The organism is Lyngbya sp. PCC 8106 (assembly GCF_000169095.1).
Lineage (GTDB): Bacteria > Cyanobacteriota > Cyanobacteriia > Cyanobacteriales > Microcoleaceae > Capilliphycus.
Genome location: NZ_AAVU01000015.1, coordinates 72,552 through 92,275, shown reverse-complemented (window position 1 = coordinate 92,275; position 19,724 = coordinate 72,552). Strand labels below are relative to the sequence as shown.

General features: G+C 38.6%; 18 protein-coding genes and 2 pseudogenes. 8 read left to right on the top strand and 12 right to left on the bottom strand.

Annotation, left to right across the window (positions count from 1 at the left end):
* Nucleotides 1-16: 16 nt before the first annotated feature.
* Entirely contained in the window at nucleotides 17-1,279 is a 1,263-nt protein-coding gene (locus L8106_RS12200; RefSeq protein ID WP_009784612.1) for a YihY/virulence factor BrkB family protein, read from the top strand.
* 4 nt (nucleotides 1,280-1,283) lie between these two features.
* Here L8106_RS12200 and L8106_RS12195 read toward each other — a convergent pair whose 3' ends face one another.
* From L8106_RS12195 to L8106_RS32125, 3 genes and pseudogenes are all read right to left on the bottom strand, one after another.
* Nucleotides 1,284-6,836 (bottom strand): ATP-binding sensor histidine kinase, encoded by a 5,553-nt coding sequence (locus tag L8106_RS12195; protein ID WP_009784611.1) that lies wholly within the window; start codon nucleotides 6,834-6,836, stop codon nucleotides 1,284-1,286.
* A 161-nt stretch (nucleotides 6,837-6,997) separates the two neighbouring features.
* Nucleotides 6,998-7,834, bottom strand: a complete 837-nt coding sequence (locus L8106_RS12190) for a nitrate ABC transporter ATP-binding protein (protein ID WP_009784610.1) — start codon at nucleotides 7,832-7,834, stop codon at nucleotides 6,998-7,000.
* 161 nt (nucleotides 7,835-7,995) lie between these two features.
* A pseudogene (locus tag L8106_RS32125) lies at nucleotides 7,996-8,178 on the bottom strand (nitrate ABC transporter ATP-binding protein); the annotation flags it as partial.
* 99 nt (nucleotides 8,179-8,277) lie between these two features.
* Between L8106_RS32125 and L8106_RS12185 the strand changes: the two are divergent.
* The 4 genes from L8106_RS12185 (at nucleotide 8,278) to L8106_RS12170 (ending at nucleotide 9,882) form a co-directional block, all read left to right on the top strand.
* Nucleotides 8,278-8,715: a GNAT family N-acetyltransferase gene (locus L8106_RS12185; RefSeq protein ID WP_009784608.1), complete on the top strand. Its 438-nt coding sequence runs from the start codon at nucleotides 8,278-8,280 to the stop codon at nucleotides 8,713-8,715.
* 40 nt (nucleotides 8,716-8,755) lie between these two features.
* Entirely contained in the window at nucleotides 8,756-9,325 is a 570-nt protein-coding gene (locus L8106_RS12180; protein ID WP_009784607.1) for a GNAT family N-acetyltransferase, read from the top strand.
* 150 nt (nucleotides 9,326-9,475) lie between these two features.
* The gene (locus L8106_RS12175) at nucleotides 9,476-9,697 is read left to right on the top strand and encodes a type II toxin-antitoxin system HicB family antitoxin (RefSeq protein WP_009784606.1); all 222 of its coding nucleotides are present in this window, start codon (nucleotides 9,476-9,478) and stop codon (nucleotides 9,695-9,697) included.
* Nucleotides 9,697-9,882, top strand: a complete 186-nt coding sequence (locus L8106_RS12170) for a type II toxin-antitoxin system HicA family toxin (protein WP_009784605.1) — start codon at nucleotides 9,697-9,699, stop codon at nucleotides 9,880-9,882. Before L8106_RS12175 ends, L8106_RS12170 begins: the two co-directional genes overlap by 1 nt.
* Before the next feature lie 58 nt (nucleotides 9,883-9,940).
* Here L8106_RS12170 and L8106_RS12165 read toward each other — a convergent pair whose 3' ends face one another.
* The 3 genes from L8106_RS12165 to L8106_RS12155 form a co-directional block, all read right to left on the bottom strand.
* Nucleotides 9,941-10,327 (bottom strand): type II toxin-antitoxin system VapC family toxin, encoded by a 387-nt coding sequence (locus tag L8106_RS12165; protein ID WP_039896111.1) that lies wholly within the window; start codon nucleotides 10,325-10,327, stop codon nucleotides 9,941-9,943.
* Nucleotides 10,308-10,550, bottom strand: a complete 243-nt coding sequence (locus L8106_RS12160; RefSeq protein WP_009784603.1) for a hypothetical protein — start codon at nucleotides 10,548-10,550, stop codon at nucleotides 10,308-10,310. The genes L8106_RS12165 and L8106_RS12160 overlap by 20 nt, the downstream gene beginning before the upstream one ends.
* A gap of 116 nt (nucleotides 10,551-10,666) precedes the next feature.
* Nucleotides 10,667-10,861, bottom strand: a complete 195-nt coding sequence (locus L8106_RS12155) for a hypothetical protein (protein ID WP_009784602.1) — start codon at nucleotides 10,859-10,861, stop codon at nucleotides 10,667-10,669.
* A gap of 162 nt (nucleotides 10,862-11,023) precedes the next feature.
* Here L8106_RS12155 and L8106_RS12150 point away from each other — a divergent pair, with 162 nt between their 5' ends.
* Entirely contained in the window at nucleotides 11,024-11,278 is a 255-nt protein-coding gene (locus L8106_RS12150; RefSeq protein ID WP_009784601.1) for a helix-turn-helix transcriptional regulator, read from the top strand.
* Nucleotides 11,279-11,557, top strand: a complete 279-nt coding sequence (locus tag L8106_RS12145) for a DNA-binding transcriptional regulator (RefSeq protein WP_009784600.1) — start codon at nucleotides 11,279-11,281, stop codon at nucleotides 11,555-11,557.
* A gap of 70 nt (nucleotides 11,558-11,627) precedes the next feature.
* Here L8106_RS12145 and L8106_RS29580 read toward each other — a convergent pair whose 3' ends face one another.
* The 6 genes from L8106_RS29580 to L8106_RS12105 all read right to left on the bottom strand — a co-directional run bounded on the left by L8106_RS29580 (nucleotide 11,628) and on the right by L8106_RS12105 (nucleotide 17,803).
* On the bottom strand, nucleotides 11,628-12,455 hold the full coding sequence (locus L8106_RS29580; protein ID WP_009784599.1) for an HNH endonuclease: 828 nt from the start codon (nucleotides 12,453-12,455) through the stop codon (nucleotides 11,628-11,630).
* 205 nt (nucleotides 12,456-12,660) lie between these two features.
* Nucleotides 12,661-12,864, bottom strand: coding sequence for a hypothetical protein (locus L8106_RS12130; RefSeq protein WP_009784598.1), 204 nt, complete (start codon nucleotides 12,862-12,864; stop codon nucleotides 12,661-12,663).
* A gap of 32 nt (nucleotides 12,865-12,896) precedes the next feature.
* Nucleotides 12,897-13,115 (bottom strand): DUF2283 domain-containing protein, encoded by a 219-nt coding sequence (locus L8106_RS12125; protein WP_009784597.1) that lies wholly within the window; start codon nucleotides 13,113-13,115, stop codon nucleotides 12,897-12,899.
* A gap of 53 nt (nucleotides 13,116-13,168) precedes the next feature.
* Nucleotides 13,169-15,844, bottom strand: coding sequence for an alanine--tRNA ligase (gene alaS / locus L8106_RS12120; RefSeq protein ID WP_009784596.1), 2,676 nt, complete (start codon nucleotides 15,842-15,844; stop codon nucleotides 13,169-13,171).
* Between the two features lie 140 nt (nucleotides 15,845-15,984).
* Complete coding sequence (locus L8106_RS12115; RefSeq protein ID WP_009784595.1) at nucleotides 15,985-16,545, bottom strand: Uma2 family endonuclease; 561 nt, start codon at nucleotides 16,543-16,545, stop codon at nucleotides 15,985-15,987.
* Between the two features lie 706 nt (nucleotides 16,546-17,251).
* The gene (locus tag L8106_RS12105; protein WP_009784594.1) at nucleotides 17,252-17,803 is read right to left on the bottom strand and encodes a transposase; all 552 of its coding nucleotides are present in this window, start codon (nucleotides 17,801-17,803) and stop codon (nucleotides 17,252-17,254) included.
* 393 nt (nucleotides 17,804-18,196) lie between these two features.
* Between L8106_RS12105 and L8106_RS12100 the strand changes: the two are divergent.
* Nucleotides 18,197-19,559: pseudogene (locus L8106_RS12100) on the top strand (DUF3370 domain-containing protein).
* The last annotated feature ends 165 nt before the right edge of the window (nucleotides 19,560-19,724 follow it).

Below are 19,724 nucleotides of genomic sequence, written 5' to 3'. Positions count from 1 at the left end.
GTTTAGACTTCGACAAGTGTTCAACCTGATCTCGATTCATCGGCTCGTCGAACGGTTGGCAGAGCTAGTCGCCAATCTCTTAGTCACTCTGTTTTCCTGGGTTTGGGCTATTCTCAAAACCTTATTTAAACGAGTGGCTCGACTGTTTGGGATCTCACCTGAGTTTAACCCAAGAAAATGGAAACAAGCTCTCTCTGATAACAAACTCAAGACCTCCCTCGAAGATGCAGCGGAGACAACAGCCGATCTGTTAATTCGTCTGTACCGCTATCTCAAAGGCATTTTTAGAAAAATTCCCCAGGTCATCTTTCGCTTTTTTGGCTTTTTTCTGTATATCAACTGGACAACCATCAAGCAAGTCGCGATTCGCACTGCTGAACAACGCCTGAATGGTCTTTCGGCAGAAATGGCTTATAACTCTATCTTAGGTCTGTTTCCGGCTTTGTTGGCGATTATTGCGGCAATTAGTTTATCAAACTCGTTGCAGAATACCCTTCAGGAAATGGCAACTCTCGTCGCGGTTGTTGTTCCCCAAGAAGTCCAAGTTCAAATTGCCAGCGTTTGGGAACGAATGTTGCTCAACAACAGCGAAGAAATATTTTCCTTTAGTTTTTTAGTTTCGATTTGGCTGTTTTCTGCGGTGATTGGTTCAGCAATGGTGGCCCTCAACCACATCCATCGAGTCCCCAAAGATCGCCTCCGACCCTTTTGGGAAGCCAAATTAATTGCGATTGCTCTGGCTGTGGGTAGTATCCTATTACTGATTATCGCCTGTGGGTTGGTGTTTATCAGTGATATCGTTGTTGAAATTCTCGCCCGTCAAAGTTGTATTCTCGAAACCGTGGGAACCTGTCCCCTCGATCAAATTAAAGACTGTCTGGAACAACCTCCCGTACAGCAATGTTTATTAGTCAAAACCTTACCGAGTACCTGGAAACAGTTACGATGGCCGATTGCGTTAGGAATTGTAGCGACTAATTTTGCTTTAATTTATCGCTTTGGGCCGAGTAAACGACAACCCGAAACGCCTCTTGTTCCAGGAGCAATTTTAGCCGCGATTTCATGGGCTGTGATTTCTAATTTGTTTCGCCTATACGTTACCCATTTTGGCAATTATAACCTCACTTATGGCGCGATTGGTGCGTTTATTATTTTGCTTTTGTGGCTTTACATTAGTTCGTTAGTGATGTTGATTGGCGCTCAAGTTAATGTTACTGTCGGCGAAGCCATGCGACTCCGAAAATCTATCCCCAGACTTCCTCCGGCAAATATTCCATAAAAGGTTAGGCTTTGCTAGTAGCAGTCTGTTGGAGTGGGATTTCAATGATAAATTCTGTCCCTTCACCGAAAGCAGAAATGCAATGTAATTGACCTCGGTGACGTTCAACGATGATTTGATAGCTAATCGCCAAGCCCAGCCCTGTTCCTTTACCTACAGGTTTAGTCGTGAAAAACGGATCAAAAATCTGTTTCTGCACCTGTTCACTCATGCCCATACCATTATCAGCGATGCGAATTCGGACTATTTGATCGATTGTTTCTTCTGTAGTAATCGTAAGAGTTGCCGGAGTGTCAGCTTTGGGTTGACCAGATTTTAGAGCATCAATCCCGTTGGCAATAATATTCATAAATACCTGATTAAGCTGGCCTGGATAACAGTTGATCTGTGATAAATTCCCATAGTTTTTGACAATTTGAATTCCAGGTGAATCCGCTTTTGCCTTGAGGTGATTCTGCAAAATCATTAAAGTGGAGTCAATTCCGTGATGAATATTGACTAATTTGACTTCGGCTTCATCTAAACGAGAAAAGTTTCGCAAAGATTCAACAATTTCTTTGATCCGAGTTGCACCAATTTTCATAGAATTTAACAGTTTAGGCAAATCTTCAATGAGAAACTCTAAATCAACTTGTTCAATGATATTTTGAATAAATGTATTGGGTTCAGGATAATATTGCTGATACGCTGTAATCACCTTTAATAAATCTTCAGTATATTCTTGAGCCGGAACAAGATTACCATAGATAAAGTTAACCGGATTATTGATTTCGTGAGCAACTCCCGCCACCAACTGTCCTAAACTCGACATTTTTTCCGTTTGAATCAGTTGAGTTTGAGTCTGTTTTAACGTTTTGAGAGTCTCGACTAAATCTTGATTTTTGTCATGTAGTTCTTGGGTGCGTTGCTGCACTTTTTGTTCAAGAGTTTGGTTAGCTGTTTCTAAATCCGCTTTTGCGATTGTTAAATTGTTATAGAGTCGAGCATTTTCTAGAGAAATAGCGGCTTGAGTTGTAATTAACTTTAAAAGTTGTAACCGTTCGGGAGTAAAGGCGGCTGTAATTAAATTATTTTCTAAATACAAGATACCAATAATTTGATTTTGCTTGGCAATCGGACAACATAAAACCGACTTCGGTTGTTGCTGCTGTAAGTAGGGATCATTCATCCAATTGGCTTGAGTTGTCGCATCTTCAAAGACTAAAGCATCTGAAGTTCGCCAAACATAATTAATCACAGCTTGAGGAATATTGGTGCAGTCTTCTATCGCTAGAGAAGGACGATCAAAAGATGGTTGTGAAAGGGATTTATCTTTGAAAGTATGATCAGGAGCATGGGCAATTGCTTCTAAGATTAACTGCTCATTTTTGTATTCTATTAAAGCACATTTTTGCGCTCCTGCATTTTCGATTGCCAATTGCAGTAAAGTAGAAAGCAAGTTATCGAGTTGAATCTCACTAGAAAGAGCTTGACACGCTTTAATGACGGTGCTGGAATCGAGTAAATTCTGCGTTTTTTTGCTAGAACCGTTTGAATATCCAGTGAATGAAACTGAGCTATAACTGAGTAAAGGATCATCTTCACTTTCTCGAACTAAAATAGGAGTCAGTAAATCTGGATAATGTTGTTCTAGGTGTTGAACTTTTGCTGTTGCGCCCCAAGCTACATAACCATAGTATGCTTCGATTAGATAGGTTTGAGCAACTTTAGTTTTTCCCCAGTCTAAATAAAATTTAGCCGCCAGTTCGTTTGTTAGTGCTTCTTCCTGATGATATTCGTTTTCTTTGGCTAAAGTAATCGCGTGATCATATGCTTCAATTGCTTCTATTTTTTCCCCTTTCACTCGATGATATTCAGCATCGACTAAATGATATTTATGTAAGTAATTTATCGGCGCATGATCTGCAAATAATCTCATTTTTTCTTGCTTTTTAGTTACTTGCTGTAAGAGTTGAACTTGATGATTTTGATCGGTTTGAGAATAAGTTGCAAGTTGTGAAAGGCTGCTGTAGAAGTAGAAAACAGGAATATAAATCATTCCCGTAACTCCATCAATATATTCTTCTGCTAAAACAGCATAGTGTTGAGATTGACTGAAGTTGTAAAATAAAAAAGAAAGAACAAGTTGATTAAAATAAGTTTGAAATAATCCATAACGATCATTATTTTTTTCATAAATCGGAATAAATTTTTGAGCGTCGTAGACAGAACCTGATAACAAAAGAGTTTGAGAAACTTTATATTCTCCGGTCAGATTTAGGATAGATTGATGACAAATTTCATTATAGTAATAGTTATTATACTGTTTTATATTGTATAAAGAACTGCTGTATTGACACATTTCTAATTCTAAAATATTTAAATTAATTCCAGCCCAGTAAGAATAATTACAGTAATGAAGAATGCAATAGCTTCCATATTCCAAATCTCCAGTTTCTAAACCGACTTGATAGCCTTTGATCAAAGGTGCTAATGTATTCCTAATTTTGTTTTTATAATGCTCAATTGTACTATAAACGACATTAAAAACTTTAGCTTGATTATTTTTTGTTTTAAATTTATCTAACAAATTACAAGCTAGCCTTCCAAATTCATATCCGGCTTCTATATTTTGTTCTAAGCTACATAAAATCAAGCCATAAGTGGCAAAAGAAAAGCTTGAATTTTCATAAATACCTGCTTCTAAGTATAAACGAACTGGCTCACAAACGACTATAGGTAGTAAATTCGGTTGACTCACAAAAGCAATTGAAAACAAGGTTGATAAGATTTTAATTTGTGCCAATTTTAATTCATCTTCAAGGAAAGGTAAGTTATACAACTCTGATATTTCTCGACCAGCTAAAGCTGTTTGGGTTCTTTTTATGTAGTTTTTAATCTCGGATTGACTCGGGTTTTCTGGTAAACTAATTCCCATCATTTCCAAGACCGATAAAGCAGTTTTTAAAGCACTTCTAGTTTTGCCTTGAGCAATGTAAGCCTGAATTTTTATTTCATAAACTTTGATTTTATCTAAAATTTCATGGCTGTTTTCTAGAACAGTATCGATCAATAAACTCATTGATTTAAAGTCACCACTTAAATAGTTTGATTCTGCTGCTTCTTCGTATAATGAAAGAGCAAGATTATACTGACTTTGCCAACAGAGAGAGTCTAATAAATTAATCCCTAAATCAAAATAATAACTTGATGTTTGATAGGCTATTGATGCTTTTGCTTTTTTTCCAGCTTGTAGATTGAGACGTGCTAATTCTTCTCGTTGTTCAGGCTGAGTTATAAGTTCAAAAGCATAATTCAGGTGATTAACAATATCAAAAATTTTGTCTTCTTGTTTTTTTAAGGAAAGATTCTGTAACAAAATCCTACCAATTGTCAAGTGAGTTGAGGCTTTTTTGTCTTCAGAAATCAAAGAATAAGCCGCCTGTTGAACTCGATCATGTAAGAAATGATAATTCGGATTATTGAGTTCTTGAATCGTTAAAGGGAGTCTGTCGTCACAGCTTTGTTGATAAAATTTGTAACTTTCATCCTCGGGTAAAATAAATCCTTCTTGTAATGAACGCCAAAAAGCTGAAGCTGTTTTTGACCAAGTTTTTCCCAAAATTAGTGACAAGGTTGCTAAGTCAAACTGATGACCAATACAAGCCGCAAATTGCAAAATTTCCTGAGTTTCTGGGGGTAACTTTTTGAGTTGACTCGCGATTAACTCGATAATATCTTGATTTTGAGCTAAAACTTTTATGGGGTTAAGTTTATATTGCCATTGATTGTGTTTTAAATCGTAAAAAATTAATCCTTCGGCTTGGAGAGATTTGAGAAACTGAGCAGTAAAAAAGGGATTTCCTTGCGTTTTATATTCAACCTGTTGAGTCAAAGGTAATGCTATCTCTAGAGAACAGTTTAAGGTATCAGCAACTAACTGATTTAATGCAGATTGAGATAAAGGCTGTAATGTAATTTTATTAACCGGAACTCCCAATTTTTTAATATTATCAATGGTATGAATTAAAGGATGGGAAGAACTCACTTCATTATCTCGATAGGAACCAATCAATAATAAATGACAGGATGCACTCACTTCTGTTAGCAACTGTATTAATTGTAATGAACCCAAATCTGACCATTGTAAATCATCTAAAAAGATGACTAAAGGATGTTCAGGTTGAGCAAATACCCGAATGAATTTTTGAAATAATAAATTAAAACGGTTTTGAGCCGCAGAAAAAGAAAGTTCAGTCACAGGCGATTGTTCACCAATTAACAGTTCTAACTCTGGAATAACATCAACTAAAACCTGTCCTTCTTCTCCTAAAACTTTCTGTAATTTTGCAGTCATAACTTTAACTTTATTTTCAGGTTCGCTCAAAATCTGCTTAATCAAATCCCGTAACGCATTAATCCAAGCAGAGAAAGGAATATCTCGTTGATATTGATCAAATTTACCGGAGATAAAATATCCTTTTTTTTCAACAATCGGTTTATGTATTTCGTTAACCAGTGCAGATTTACCAATCCCTGATAATCCAACAATGAGCATTAACTCTAGTTTTGACTGACAACTGTTCTGTTCAAGATTAAATAAGCCAGAAACTCTCTCAAACGTGGCTAATAATATTTTAACTTCTTCCTTTCTACCATAAAGCTTATCGGAGATCAAGAAGTGATTTTTGATTTCATTTCTAGCTAAATCAAATCTTTTAAACTTACCTGTTTTTTGCAATAAATATAAACATTTTTTTACATCTTTTTTAATTCCTAATGCACTTTGATATCGAGATTCTGGCATTTTTGACATCAACTTCAGTACAAGATCGTTGATCACTTCCGGAATATTAGAATTGAGTTCAATGATCGGTTTAGGTTGACGAGCAATATGACTGTGAATCATCTCCATAGGGTCATCAGAATCAAAGGGAAGTTGACCTGTTAACAATTGATAAAACGTCACCCCCAGGGAGTAAAAATCACTGCGATAATCAATCCCTCTATTCATCCGTCCGGTTTGTTCGGGCGATAGATAAGCCAGTGTTCCTTCCAACCGACTCGGACTGCAAATTTCGGGCGTTTCCTTGGGAAGTTGAGACGCACAACTAAAGTCTATTAGTTTAATATTTTGAGTTTGAGGATGAATAATAATATTATGAGGTTTAATATCTTTGTGAATAATTTTATGGTGGTGTAACTGTTCTAAAGTTTCGGCAATTTGTAGCGCAATTTGGAGAAATTCTGTTAAACTATTTGTATCATTTCCCCAAGGAGTGTCTCGTTGATTTAGGTGTTGGCTCAAGGAAACTCCACCCAAGTCTTCCATCACCAACATCAGACGTTGCTCAACGGGTTCAAGAGCGAGCATTCTGACCACTCCGGGTAAATCTAAGTTGGCGACTAAGGCGTAGGCGTTGCGATATTGAGCCAGTTCACTAAAACTGGGATAGAGATGGCGACACAGCTTGACAACAACAGGTTTTTGATCCGATTCTCGGAGGGCGCGATAAACTAATGTACGAGAGCTGACATAGATTTGCTCGTGGAACTGGTAGCCAATAACGGGTTTCATAAAGTGTTACTCACAAGAGTTAACATCATTATATTTTAATGAACCCTGGAGAGAACAGTCTCCATCTTATTTTTATCAATAAAAATCCAGGTAGAAAAGGTCAACTTCTCTCCTACCTGTAACTGATCTTCGGCTGACGATACAAAAAACTTGAACTGGATTTAAGCCGCATCGTGATCGTGAGCAAAACGATTATAGAGGAAATCGAGCGCATAGTTACGAAGATTATAATACTCTGGATCTTCCATAATTTGTGTGCGATCGCGAGGTCGTTCAAAGGGAATTTCTAACACTTCACCGATGGTTGCATGAGGCCCATTTGTCATCATCACTAATCGATTGGCGAGGAATAACGCTTCATCAATATCGTGAGTAATCATCAACACCGTACAGCGATGATCATTCCAGATTTTTAGCAATTTTTCCTGCAATTCTTCTTTCGTAATCGCATCTAACGCCCCAAAGGGTTCATCTAAAATCAACACCTCTGGACGAATAGCCAAAGCCCGTGCGATCGCTGCCCGTTGTTTCATTCCCCCCGAGATTTGAGTGGGTTTTTTATCTGCGGCTTCTGCGAGTCCAACTAAAGCTAAATGATCTCGAACAATCGCCCGTTTTTCAGCTTGGGGCTTATTGGGATAAACGGCATTAACAGCCAAATAAACATTATCAAAAACACTTCGCCAGGGCAATAGCGCATAATTTTGAAAGACAACCATCCGATCCGGGCCGGGTTGTTGGATCGCTTTTCCCTGCAATAAAACGTTGCCATCAGTGGGTTGATTAAACCCGGAAACCATACTTAGAAGCGTTGATTTTCCACAACCAGAATGACCAATTACACAAATAAATTCACCTTGTTCAACCGTGAGATTAACATTTTCTAGAACAGTGTAAGGGCCTTGGGGTGTGGAATAAATTTTGGAGACATTTTCAAAGTTCAAAAAAGCTTGATGATTGGTTTGAGGTTTGACAGGGGTTTGAATTGGTGAAACCATTGACTTTTGACTATTCCTAACTCGTGTGTTCATGGGTGAATACCTGATCGTTTTACAGTCTGACGCAAACCGGATAAACTCTCACAATCATTCTATTTTCAACGGGCAGTAATAAAACCGTTAAAAACAAATCTTTATTAAGCAGCTATGCGCTGTGGTGAATCGAGGTGAATTTCTGCCATCAAAGCGGTAATGCAGTGTTCCTCACAAATTTTCATCAGTTGTTCTTGCAAGTTACCGCGAGTTAGCGCATCTAACGCTCCGAAGGGTTCATCGAGAAGCAGCAGTTTCGGGCGCAGGGCCAAAGCACGGGCGATCGCAACGATAGCATTACCCCTGCCACTAGGCTGTTGTAGCGTTCTAGGTTATGATTTCGATAGTTTCGGGAGTTGACGCTTTCCCCTGTTGAGGAGACAATCGATTCTGAGAGACTCCATTAATCTATGAATATAGAATTCATCAGTCAACTTAATCAATCCCAAGTTCAGGATTTAGTTCGACTCTATCAGTCAACTTGGTGGGGTCAAGGACGAACAATAGAAGATGTTAACAAGATGTTGCAGCATTCTGATCTGATTATAGGAATTAATCACCCAGATAATCAAAAGTTAATTGGGTTTGCGCGAGTCTTAACAGATTATGTATATCGGGCTGTGATTTGGGATGTGATTGTTGATTCGACTTATCAAAAGCAAGGATTGGGACAGACTCTCATTCAGTCTTTCTTAGATCATCCTCAGTTACAATCGATAGAAGCCTTTCTTTTGGTTTGTTTACCCGACACGATTCCTTTCTATGAAAAGTTAGGGTTTACCAGCGACGTCGGTGACTTGAAGTTAATGAAGCGGGTTAAACCAACATCATCTTATCATTCTCTGTGATTGCTAGAAATAAGCTAGTGATTTCATTCAAGAAAAGTTGATGATAAAACGCACTCCTCCTCAGCTTCAAACCCAACGACTGATGCTTCGTTTACCGACGGCGGATGATGTTCCTGAAATTCTGGGATATTATACGAAAAATAAACAACATTTAACCCCTTTTGAACCCCTCAGAACCCCAGAATTTTATACTCAACCCTATTGGTTTTGTGAAGTCAGTCAGCGGTTGATGGAATTTCAAGGCGATCGCTCCTGTAAACTGTTTTTATTTCATCGAGAAAACCTTAGTGAAATAATCGGAGCGGTTAATTTTGCGAATTTTATTCGAGGAATGTCTCATTCTTGTACATTGGGATACAGTTTAGCCGCTTCTCAACAAGGAAAAGGCTACATGAGTGAAGCATTAAATGTCGCGATTGATTATGTGTTTAACGAGTTGAATTTGCGGCGAATCACTGCGGCTTATATTCCCCACAACCAACGCAGTGGAAAGCTGTTAAAACGGTTGGGTTTTCGAGTCGAAGGATTTTGTCAAGATTATATTATGATTAATGGAGACTGGGAAGATCATATTCTCACCAGTTTAATTAATTATAATTGGCAATATTGATTGAACGGACAATGTTGTTACATTAAGATTGCGTCTTCGCTCAAGATAATGCTTTGGAATGGATGAATATTAGAGTATAAGATCGCGATCGCCTTTTTCCGCTTCTCCCAGTGATAGAATGAGAATATATTAAGTTTCAGTTTTGAAGATATGATGAATACTTTTACTGCAATCTTTGAGAAAGTTGATAATTGGTATATTGGCTATGTCGCCGAGTTACCCGGTGCAAATGTTCAGGAGAAGACGTTAGATGAAGCTAGAGAGAGTTTAAAAGAAGCTATTGAATTGATTCTACACACAAATCGAGAAATGGCGGAACGGGAGATTATCGGGAAAGACGTAATTCGTGAGTCTCTGGAAGTGACAATATAATGAAGCGGCGAGACTTAATTAAACACTTAGTAAAACAGGGATGTCTCTTACTTCGTGAAGGGGGAAAACATACGGTTTACTATAATCCTGCTAACCGCCAAACTTCAACAATTCCCAGACACCGGGAAGTTGTGGATGTTCTTGTGCGGAAAATTTGTCGAGACTTGGGAGTATTACCCCCCTAGTTTTTGATAACCTATATAATTAGCGATCGCCAAGTTTGGTGTCAGCAATATTCTATCATTACGGATAGGGAAGTAGGTTAAGTTGTGAGATAAAACGATAGTCTCGTTGATTCTTACTCAAGAGTGGTATTTCTCTCACTAACGCTGTTGCTGCAATGAACCCATCGGGAATTAATAAACCATGACTCAAATAATATTCCTCTAAGAGTTTCCTTGCTTTGTTTGATATTGTTTCATCAACGGGGATAACTTCATATCTCTGTAGAAAGCGTTTTAAATGTTGTAATTCGGTTTTATTTCTACACCCGATCATCAGTTCCATCTGAGTAATAATACTAATTGTTTGGCTTGCCGTTTGAGTTTCTAAGTTTAGTCGTTCAATTGCAGTATTAACAGAACGAGCAACGTCTATTAAAATATCAGTATCAATCAGGATTTTTGGCATTTCCTATCCAGTGTTGATGACGAATAGAACGAACCCAAGCGGTACTCTCTTCGATATCCTGACGATCTTTCCACATCCCGACAAAGGGTTCATCTTGCCAATTTTCCGAATTGAATTCAGACGCTTGAAGCTTTGCCAGAAGTTTTTGATTAAGTAGATTTCGTTCGGGTTCGGAGAGAGAACTAATGATTTCTACCAATGAATTAACTAATTTTTCGTTCATAAAAATGGTTTTTATCAACTCTAGTTCTTATTATGCCACAGGTCAAGGCGATCGCCGACCATCACTTCGTAAACGCATTTTTGCTAATATTAAACTTGTGAATGCACTTAATTTATTCAATCAACGGAAGAATTTTGCTCGGAAGAAACTTCAAATGAAATGGCAAATTTCACTTGGGGAAGCAACCGTTTTAGGATTTTGAGGTGTTCTTCGGCATCATTGCGACGGCGAAACCGAGCAACTATCAGGCGTTTCAGGTTGGGTAACAGGCGATAGATGACCCAAGGATAGAGTTGTTGTTGGTAATTCATAGTTTTGTTGCGATGAGTGACAAACAAAATGAGACACTAGAAAGTAGGGGCAGTTTTGCCCGGGTTTAGGTGCAATCTGCCCATGTCATTTTCTGTATAGACACATTGTCTAGATATTTTGTCTTTTTGTCAAGGTGTCTAGATACTTTGTTATGTTGCCCTATGCCTCAACGAAGACCATCAAGAGAAGGAGTTGGGGAATCACCCCTGAAAAAGCTAAGAGATGAACTGGGAATGTCTCAAGAGGAGTTAGCGAGACAGTTGGGTATTTCTTCGCGTACCGTCAGCCGTTGGGAAGCGGGGGATAATGTACCGACGTTCACGATTCCGCAAATTAAGGCTTTAGCACGTTTGCTGGAGTCGAAAGGAAAAACGATAGAAGATTTACCCGATCATTTTGGGCCATCGGACGATTAGATGAAAAAAGATCGTAGACCCCAAGACAGCGCCTCACCGATAGAAACGCTCAGACTTGTTCGCGTAGCGTCTCCGCAGGAGAAACGAACCCAACTGTCTCAAGCGGAATTTGCTGTGTTGTGCGGGATTCCCTTGCGAACCTATCAGCGTTGGATTTCTGGGGAGACGGAAGCCAAACCAACTCCCCGTCAGTGGAAGGCGATGATACAGATATTGAATATTCAATCTATTGAGGAAATTCCCGATGATTTCGAGCCTGTTGATTTAACGGACAATTAAATATTTTTTGTTATAAGCGATCAGACTTTGGTAATTTTAAGTGTTGAGGCGATCGCTTGATAAAAAGTTTTCATAAATGCTTGAATATATGATTTCTATGATATTCTAAATATTCAGGATGGATATTGTATTGAATAGGTTTTTGAATTTCAGTCCCATTAATTATATTCAACAAATATTTGTTGAGATCACATAATTTAACAGATTGATTGGAAATATGAACTATTAAATGATTATCTATTGTAAAATAACCTTCATCAAATAATTTATGATAAATCCATGAAAGACACAATCCATTTCTAGGATCTAGCTGTGTATCGAGTCTTATACTCCAAGGAATAATATGACTTGCCTCTAATAATCTGATATTTTGTTCACCTGTTAAACAACAACGATTTCTAAAGTTATCAAGAACTTTCTGTCTAAACTGCTCCTGTCCTTGCCTCTGATTCACTTCACGTTTAATATTTTTTCCAGAGTAATCATTGGCATCTGTAATATTTTTACTTTTAAACAAATTACTCTGTATATTGAATTTTATTTTCTTAATAAGATAATAAATGTTTTCTTCCTCTCTGTATAAAATAGAATTTTTTAGCACTTCTAAGATAAGAGAAGTAATATCTTCAAAATTAAATTCCTGAAAATTGACCATAATTTCTTTCTCGCTACTACCTAATTTATATTGAACCCAACCTCTACGAGGATTGTCATAATAAGGATCAAATATGTCTCGATAGTTTTTAATTGAAGATTCTTTAACATTTAAAATGTTCCCTATTTGTTTATGTGTCTCTCCCGTATTGCCAAAATGGAGTTGGTTATAGGCTTTATGATCGAATCTAGACAGGTAATAGGAAACTATAATAGCAATTCTAGGAACATTATTTCGGATCATTTACACAAACCTGCTCTATTAATCTTAAAAAATAATTAATTAAACTATTACTATTCTATTTTGCATTTATACAAACTGTCAACCTACATAAATTTATATGCTAATGTATAATTAATTAAATTAAGGTAGCCAATAGCCAGCCTAACGAACTACTTCAACCCCTCAACTAACTTAGTAGCATTTCGTAATTCTTTCAAACTAGCAATTAACTCTGCACTAACTCTTGATTATTGTAAATATCTTCCTCGGGGTCATTCCATTCTTGAAATCCCGTTTCTGCCAGGTTCATCATAATAACGGTATCTAGTCTTTCTTCTAAGTCTTCAAGCAGAACAATTTGCTCGGCAATGGGTAACTTTAGAATTAACTCTTGAACTTGTTTTAAAGTTGGGTTGGGTGTTGTACTCATTCTAACGCCTTATTTAACTCACTCGCATTTCTTCAACTTTTAACACTAGCAATTAACTCTGCAATTAACGGTTTATCAGCCGAAAGACGGCTAACCGCCAGCACAGAAAACCCCAACAAATTTCCATCTTGATCGACCCGTTCCATAATGGCATCATTATCTGTTTCTCTCATGTATCCGGGTTTATCCGAAAAAATAACTTCTAAAAAATCCCCTTGTTTGTCGTACCAGATTTTTACAGTTGAAGCCATATTTATTCTCTCTTAATTGTAATTTAAAGGTGGGCATTGCCCACCCTAACAAACTACTTCAACCCCTCAACTAACTGAGTTTTTGCAGTATCTAACGCCTCTGATAATTTACTCGCATCTCGTCCTCCTGCTTGGGCAAAATTCGGACGCCCGCCACCGCCACCGCCACAAATTTTAGCGATATTTCCGATGAACTTTCCGGCTTGTAACTTCTTCTCTTTGTGAACTTTTGCACTAAACGCCGCAACTAAACTAACTTTCCCTTCTTCCGGCGATGAACCTAATACAACCGCACTTTCTCCTAACTTTTGTTGCAACCGTTCCGCAGCCTTTTTTAAGGAGTCTGCATCAACACCAGGAAGTTCCGCAACGAGTATTTTAATATCTCCAATTGTTTCTGCTTCTGCTAACAATTGATCGGATTTTGCGATCGCGAGTTCTCCTTTAGCCGCTTCCAATTGTTTCTGAGTTGCTTTTAACTCATTTTGCAAATTCGTGATCCGTTCCGGTAATTCTTCCGGCTTGGCTTTAAAGCGATCGCCCAACTCTTTCACCACATTATCCCGCACTTTTAGATAGTCTAAAACCGACTGTCCCGCCACTGCTTCAATGCGACGAATACCCGAAGAAATACCCGTCTCACTGACAATTTTAAACAAGCCAATTTCTGCGGTATTATTCACATGAGTTCCGCCGCATAATTCCATCGAGACTCCTGCATAATCAACCACTCGCACAACATCAGAATATTTCTCCCCAAACATCGCCGTTGCACCCTTGTTTTTAGCGTCTTCTAGAGGCATTTCTGCAACAATAGCCGGGTGTGCTTCTGCGATCCAACTATTCACCTGATCTTCGACTTGTTGAACCTCTTCTGGCGTCAACGAACGGGGACAATTAAAATCAAACCGCAGGCGTTCAAAAGATACCAAAGAACCCGCCTGAGAAATAGTCGGATCAACAATTAATTTTAACGCCGATTGTAATAGGTGAGTTGCGGTATGATTAGCCTGGGCGCGACGCCGACAAGCCCGATCAATTTGAGCATTTACAGTCATCCCAACGGTTAATATTCCCCGTTCAACTTTACCCAAATGAATGAAGATATTCGACTCTTTTTGAACATCTTTTACCCGAACCACCGTATCCCCAAAACTGAGAAAACCGCGATCGCCAATTTGTCCGCCCGACTCTGCATAAAAAGGTGTTTGATCGAGAACAATTTGCACCTTTGTTCCCGCCTCAGCCGACTCCACCGATTTTCCTTCAATTAATATCACTTTTACTACCGCTTCCGAAACGAGTTCAGAGTAGCCCAGAAATGCAGTTGGATGAATATTTTCTGCTAGTTTATCTAAACTACCCTGAACGGTTAAATCAATCGTTTCATGGGCATCTTTAGAACGATTCCGTTGTTCTTCCATCTCGACTTCAAACCCAGAAACATCCACCGTTAAGCCACTTTCTTCGGCAATTTCTTGAGTTAATTCTAAGGGGAAACCATAGGTATCATATAAAACAAACGCATCTTTCCCCGATATCATCCCACCCCCCTTACTAAGGGGGGACTGAGGGGGGATTTCCTTACTAATGGCTTTTTCGATGATATCAGTTAACAGCTTTTCCCCTCGTTCTAAGGTTTCCAAGAACCGTTCTTCTTCTCGTTGTAATTCTGCTTTAATTACCGTTTCTCGTTCACGAGTTTGAGGATAAACTTCTTCAGACAAACGAATAGCCGTTTCTGCAACTTTGGTGGTAAATTCTCCCTCAATTCCAATTAACCGCCCATGCCGAACAACCCGCCGAATTAACCGTCTGAGAATATAACCGCGACCAATATTAGATGCTGTTACCCCATCAGTAATTAGATGAACTACAGCCCGCACATGATCGCCAATTACCTTCAGTGAAACTTGAGTTTTCTTGTCACTTTTTTTGTAGTCAATTCCCGCTATATCGGCTGCCGTTTTAATAATGGGAAAAATTAAGTCTGTTTCGTAATTATTGGGAACACTTTGGAGAATTTGCGCCATTCGTTCCAACCCCATTCCTGTGTCAATATTTTTGTTTTGTAATGGGGTCAGATTTCCCTCTGCATCCCGGTTATACTGCATGAAAACCAAGTTATAAAACTCGATAAACCGGGTATCATCTTCTAAGTCAATCTTATCGTCACCGAGTTCGGGATGAAAATCATAGTAAATTTCCGAACAAGGGCCGCAGGGACCCGTCGGGCCGGACTTCCAAAAGTTGTCGTCTTCTCCCATGCGTTGGATGCGGTGGGCGGGAATGCCTATTTCATCGCGCCATATTTCAAAGGCTTCGTCATCATCTTCAAACACACTCACCACCAAACGTTCGGGGGGTAAACCAAAAACTTCAGTTGACAATTCCCAACCCCAGGCGATCGCTTGTGTTTTAAAATAATCACCAAAGCTAAAATTGCCCAACATTTCAAAAAACGTGTGATGGCGGGCGGTGCGTCCCACATTTTCGATGTCGTTGGTACGGATACATTTTTGCGAGGTGGTGGCGCGAGGAACTTCTGGAGGGCGTTGTCCGAGGAAAATGGGTTTAAAAGGCAACATTCCGGCGATGGTTAAAAGTACCGTCGGATCTTCTGGAACTAAGGAAGCGCTGGGCATAATTTTATGACCCCGTTCGGCATAGAAGTTAAGGAATTTTTGCCGAATTTCTGAACCGCTAAGAGACTGTGGAGAAAAAGACATAATCGCTAAAGGTCAATACAGTGCAATAATATCGGGTAAAAGAATTTTAATACCCGTAAATCGTGTAATCTCTATTGTAGTCCTGTAACTGACCTTTCGTGAGTCTGGTTTTGCTGAATTTTAAATTTTTCTCAATTCAATTATAAAATCATCTGATCAACTCGAAAATTAATTTCGGGAAAGGCGAGAGAAGATAGGCTGTTTTCGGGTTGAAATTGTTGAATGATCTGATAGTTGCTTGGAGTGGGTTGTTGATAAACTTGCAAAGTATTTTGATTCAAATCAATTAACCATACTTCGGTTATTCCACTGGCACTATAAAGGGGAATTTTCACCTCTTGATCATAGTTTATACTACTATCGGCTACTTCTAAAATTAAAAAAATATCAGCAGGTTGAGGATGTCCTGACGCATAAAAATCGGTTCGGGGTTGGAGTAATGCAATATCGGGTTGCGGTTCGGATAAATTATTCAGTAATATTGGATTTTGAACACTCATCAAAATGCGATCGCCTAATGTTTGAGAAAATAACTGATTTAACCGATTTACACAAGCTGCATGACGTTTTCCAATGGGTGACATTTCCAAAATTTCTCCGTTAATGAGTTCAACGCGATCGCTGGGCGTTAGAATTCCCACTTCTGCCATTTGATGATATTCGGAAATGGTAAACCGTCGTTTTAATTGTTGAACTAACATCAGAGTAAAAATGTCTAATTTATGGATAAAATTAATTTTATTTTATCATTGTTTTGATTTTATGTGCATCATAATATTCTGTAGGGTGCATCAGACCGTTAAGTTAGTTAGCATCCAATTCACTTTTAAATCTGATGCACCCTACAAACTTATTTAAAAAATGGTGCCTCAGACCGTTAAGTTAGTTAGCATCCAATTCACTTTTAAATCTGATGCACCCTACAAACTTATTTAAAAAATGGTGCCTCAGACCGTTAAGTTGGTGATCATTCAATTCACTTTTAAATCTGATGCACCCTACAAACTTATTTAAAAAATGGTGCCTCAGACCGTTAAGTTGGTGATCATTCAATTCACTTTTAAATCTGATGCACCCTACAAACTTATTTAAAAAATGGTGCCTCAGACCGTTAAGTTGGTGATCATTCAATTCACTTTTAAATCTGATGCACCCTACAAACTTATTTAAAAAATGGTGCCTCAGACCGTTAAGTTGGTGATCATTCAATTCACTTTTAAATCTGATGCACCCTACAAACTTATTTGAAAAATGGTGCATCAGACCGTTAAGTTGGTGATCATTCAATTAACTTTTAAATCTGATGCACCCTACAAACTTATTTGAAAAATGGTGCCTCAGACCGTTAAGTTGGTAATGATTCAATTAACTTTTAAATCTGATGCACTCTACAGACTAGAGACTTATTTATTCATTGCCGATGTTTTTAGGAATATTAATAGATTCATTTGCACCCCAATCGGTCGGATAAATTCCTTGCTGAACAAAGCGGTGAAAGCTAGAATATTTCCAATCTTTAGGGGATTGACATAAACCATGTTTTACAGGATTATAATGAATGTAATCACAGTGATTACTAAAGTCTTTTTCGTCTCGGATTAAATGTTCCCAATATCGCCTTTGCCATAAATTCTTTTCGTGACGTTTTTTGCCAGAAACACTAAGCTCTGCTTTGATTTGCAATTTATGTCCGCAACTGCGACTGACAAAACTTTTTAAATAACGCCAACGAACCGTATAATTACTATCGTTTTCTGGGAGAGTTAAAATACAATGAAAATGATCGGGTAAAAGTACAATTGCATCTAGAGAAAATGGATATAAGTTTTGTAACCTTTGGAAACCTTTGCGTAAAGTTTCTCGACCGATATCACTACATAACCAAGGTACTCTTTTATAAGTAACATGGGTAAAAAAATAAGTTGCACCTGGTATAACTAATCTGCGATAGTTTGGCATAATGGAAAAAATAGAAGCTAAAACTATTATATTCGTAGGGTGCATCAGATGGAAACGTTGATTATACAATCTTCAATTAATTTTCTGATGCACCCTACAGGATGTTTATTTGGGGTTCATCAGACTGAAAAGTTAATCATATCACCCGAGATTAATTTGGAGATTCACCCAACCGAGGAGGTGCAAAAATCATCCGGTAATCGTCATTTAATGAAAGCATATTCTATTAATTGGTAGGGTGCATCAGATCTAAAGGTCTATTCTAGGAATAATATTTTAACGGTCTGATGCACCCTACAATATCTCAACGGTTCAGAACCCATGAAAAATCCTGTTGTTTCTATTATTGTTGTCGCGTTAACCTTGTGTAGTGGTTGTGGCTTATTTCTCAAGATGGAAGCCCAACCAGATACCTTACAAGCAGCGACTCCAGAAGTGATTATTCAGCCCGGTGAAGTGCGTCCGTTACCCGGAAAACCGGATAATATTCCGATGTTTAACAGCAATAGTCCTGAGTGGGTCAAAAAAGAAGGAATTTTACTTTCCACCTTTCCAACGAACGGAAAAGCGGTACGCGCAAGCCCATTTAAACTATCCTTTTAGCGGCAAGTTTTAACTCTTTGCCCATCATTTTGTTCATACCCCACCGGAGTCAAAAACCCTATATTTAGGAATAATTGTTAATAACCCCGGAACAGAAAAAGTAACACTCGATATTTTAGCAGCGGCGAGTTATCTAATGGAACCAGACGCACCATTTAAACAGAAACCACCTCTGAGTGAAAACCCGAAAGGAGAGGTTTATTCTGGCCCGGGTATTCGGGCTGTAGATACCGTTTTACGAGGGGTTCGACAAGTGGGTTTTCCTGAAAAGTTGGTTATTCCGCCTGGGGAAAGTCGAATGTTACTCAATCATCCCATTCCGGTTAAAGGCTTAGAACGTCCGGTAAATGGTCGTTCTACCTTTATGAAATTAAACAGCCGGGGCGATACACCCAATTCCCCTGCTGGGGTTTATGTTGCCAGTTTAGCCATGTACGCGAAGTCACACCCGGACGGTAGAGAGATTGCCCCGACTTTAGTTGAGTGGCAACAATTACTCAACAGAGAAACTTTAGCACAACCTCGCGATAAAATACCAACTCCTCCCGATCAAGTTGGGGGTGAGTTAATTTATAGTCGAGTAGCGGGGGTTCAGCAGGGTTCGCAGTGGGTGGCGAATTTAGCCGATGAGGGTCAAGAGACTTTAACAATTCCTGTAGTTGGAAAAAGATTTTCTTATGTAATTAGTACAGTTCGGGCGGGAACCTTGGGAACGAAACAAGTTCAGGCGGCAAAATTATTAGTTCGATATCCCGATACAGCCTATGAGTCTCATGGAAATTATGGGTTACATTATGATTTGAAATTACCCTTATTGAACCCCACGAATACCCCGCAAACGGTAACGTTAACCTTGGCAACTCCCAACAAAGAAGAACGTCTTTCACAAGGCGGGTTAATGTTTCGTCAACCGTCTTGGGATTTTCCCTATTTTCGGGGAACAGTACGGTTACGTTATCGGAATGAACAGAATAAAACCATAACTCGTTATGTTCACTTGTGGCAACGTCGAGGTCAACAGGTTGAACCGTTGTTAACAGTCACATTAAAACCCCAGGAAAAACGAATGGTTCAAGTTGATTTTCGTTATCCCCCCGATGCAACTCCACCGCAAGTTTTAACCGTTCAAACCCTCGATAAAACCTCTAAATAATTCAACTCGTAGGGGCGCAAGGCTTGCGCCTTTACAGTGACCAGTGAACAGTGACCAGTGTTTTCAGTTTTACCTTTTGTTCACAGTTAAGATGCTTTTTTTACGTCATTTACTGTTATATTATTGATTGGTATTTAGGCGAATTATTGTGCAAATTAATTTCAT

Coding starts and splice junctions, on each gene's coding strand:
- L8106_RS12195 (WP_009784611.1), bottom strand. CDS start 6,836: ATGAAACCCGTTATTGGCTACCAGTTCCACGAGCAAATCTATGTCAGC.
- L8106_RS12190 (WP_009784610.1), bottom strand. CDS start 7,834: ATGGTTTCACCAATTCAAACCCCTGTCAAACCTCAAACCAATCATCAA.
- L8106_RS12185 (WP_009784608.1), top strand. CDS start 8,278: ATGAATATAGAATTCATCAGTCAACTTAATCAATCCCAAGTTCAGGAT.
- L8106_RS12180 (WP_009784607.1), top strand. CDS start 8,756: ATGATAAAACGCACTCCTCCTCAGCTTCAAACCCAACGACTGATGCTT.
- L8106_RS12175 (WP_009784606.1), top strand. CDS start 9,476: ATGATGAATACTTTTACTGCAATCTTTGAGAAAGTTGATAATTGGTAT.
- L8106_RS12170 (WP_009784605.1), top strand. CDS start 9,697: ATGAAGCGGCGAGACTTAATTAAACACTTAGTAAAACAGGGATGTCTC.
- L8106_RS12165 (WP_039896111.1), bottom strand. CDS start 10,327: ATGCCAAAAATCCTGATTGATACTGATATTTTAATAGACGTTGCTCGT.
- L8106_RS12160 (WP_009784603.1), bottom strand. CDS start 10,550: ATGAACGAAAAATTAGTTAATTCATTGGTAGAAATCATTAGTTCTCTC.
- L8106_RS12155 (WP_009784602.1), bottom strand. CDS start 10,861: ATGAATTACCAACAACAACTCTATCCTTGGGTCATCTATCGCCTGTTA.
- L8106_RS12150 (WP_009784601.1), top strand. CDS start 11,024: ATGCCTCAACGAAGACCATCAAGAGAAGGAGTTGGGGAATCACCCCTG.
- L8106_RS12145 (WP_009784600.1), top strand. CDS start 11,279: ATGAAAAAAGATCGTAGACCCCAAGACAGCGCCTCACCGATAGAAACG.
- L8106_RS29580 (WP_009784599.1), bottom strand. CDS start 12,455: ATGATCCGAAATAATGTTCCTAGAATTGCTATTATAGTTTCCTATTAC.
- L8106_RS12130 (WP_009784598.1), bottom strand. CDS start 12,864: ATGAGTACAACACCCAACCCAACTTTAAAACAAGTTCAAGAGTTAATT.
- L8106_RS12125 (WP_009784597.1), bottom strand. CDS start 13,115: ATGGCTTCAACTGTAAAAATCTGGTACGACAAACAAGGGGATTTTTTA.
- alaS (WP_009784596.1), bottom strand. CDS start 15,844: ATGTCTTTTTCTCCACAGTCTCTTAGCGGTTCAGAAATTCGGCAAAAA.
- L8106_RS12115 (WP_009784595.1), bottom strand. CDS start 16,545: ATGTTAGTTCAACAATTAAAACGACGGTTTACCATTTCCGAATATCAT.
- L8106_RS12105 (WP_009784594.1), bottom strand. CDS start 17,803: ATGCCAAACTATCGCAGATTAGTTATACCAGGTGCAACTTATTTTTTT.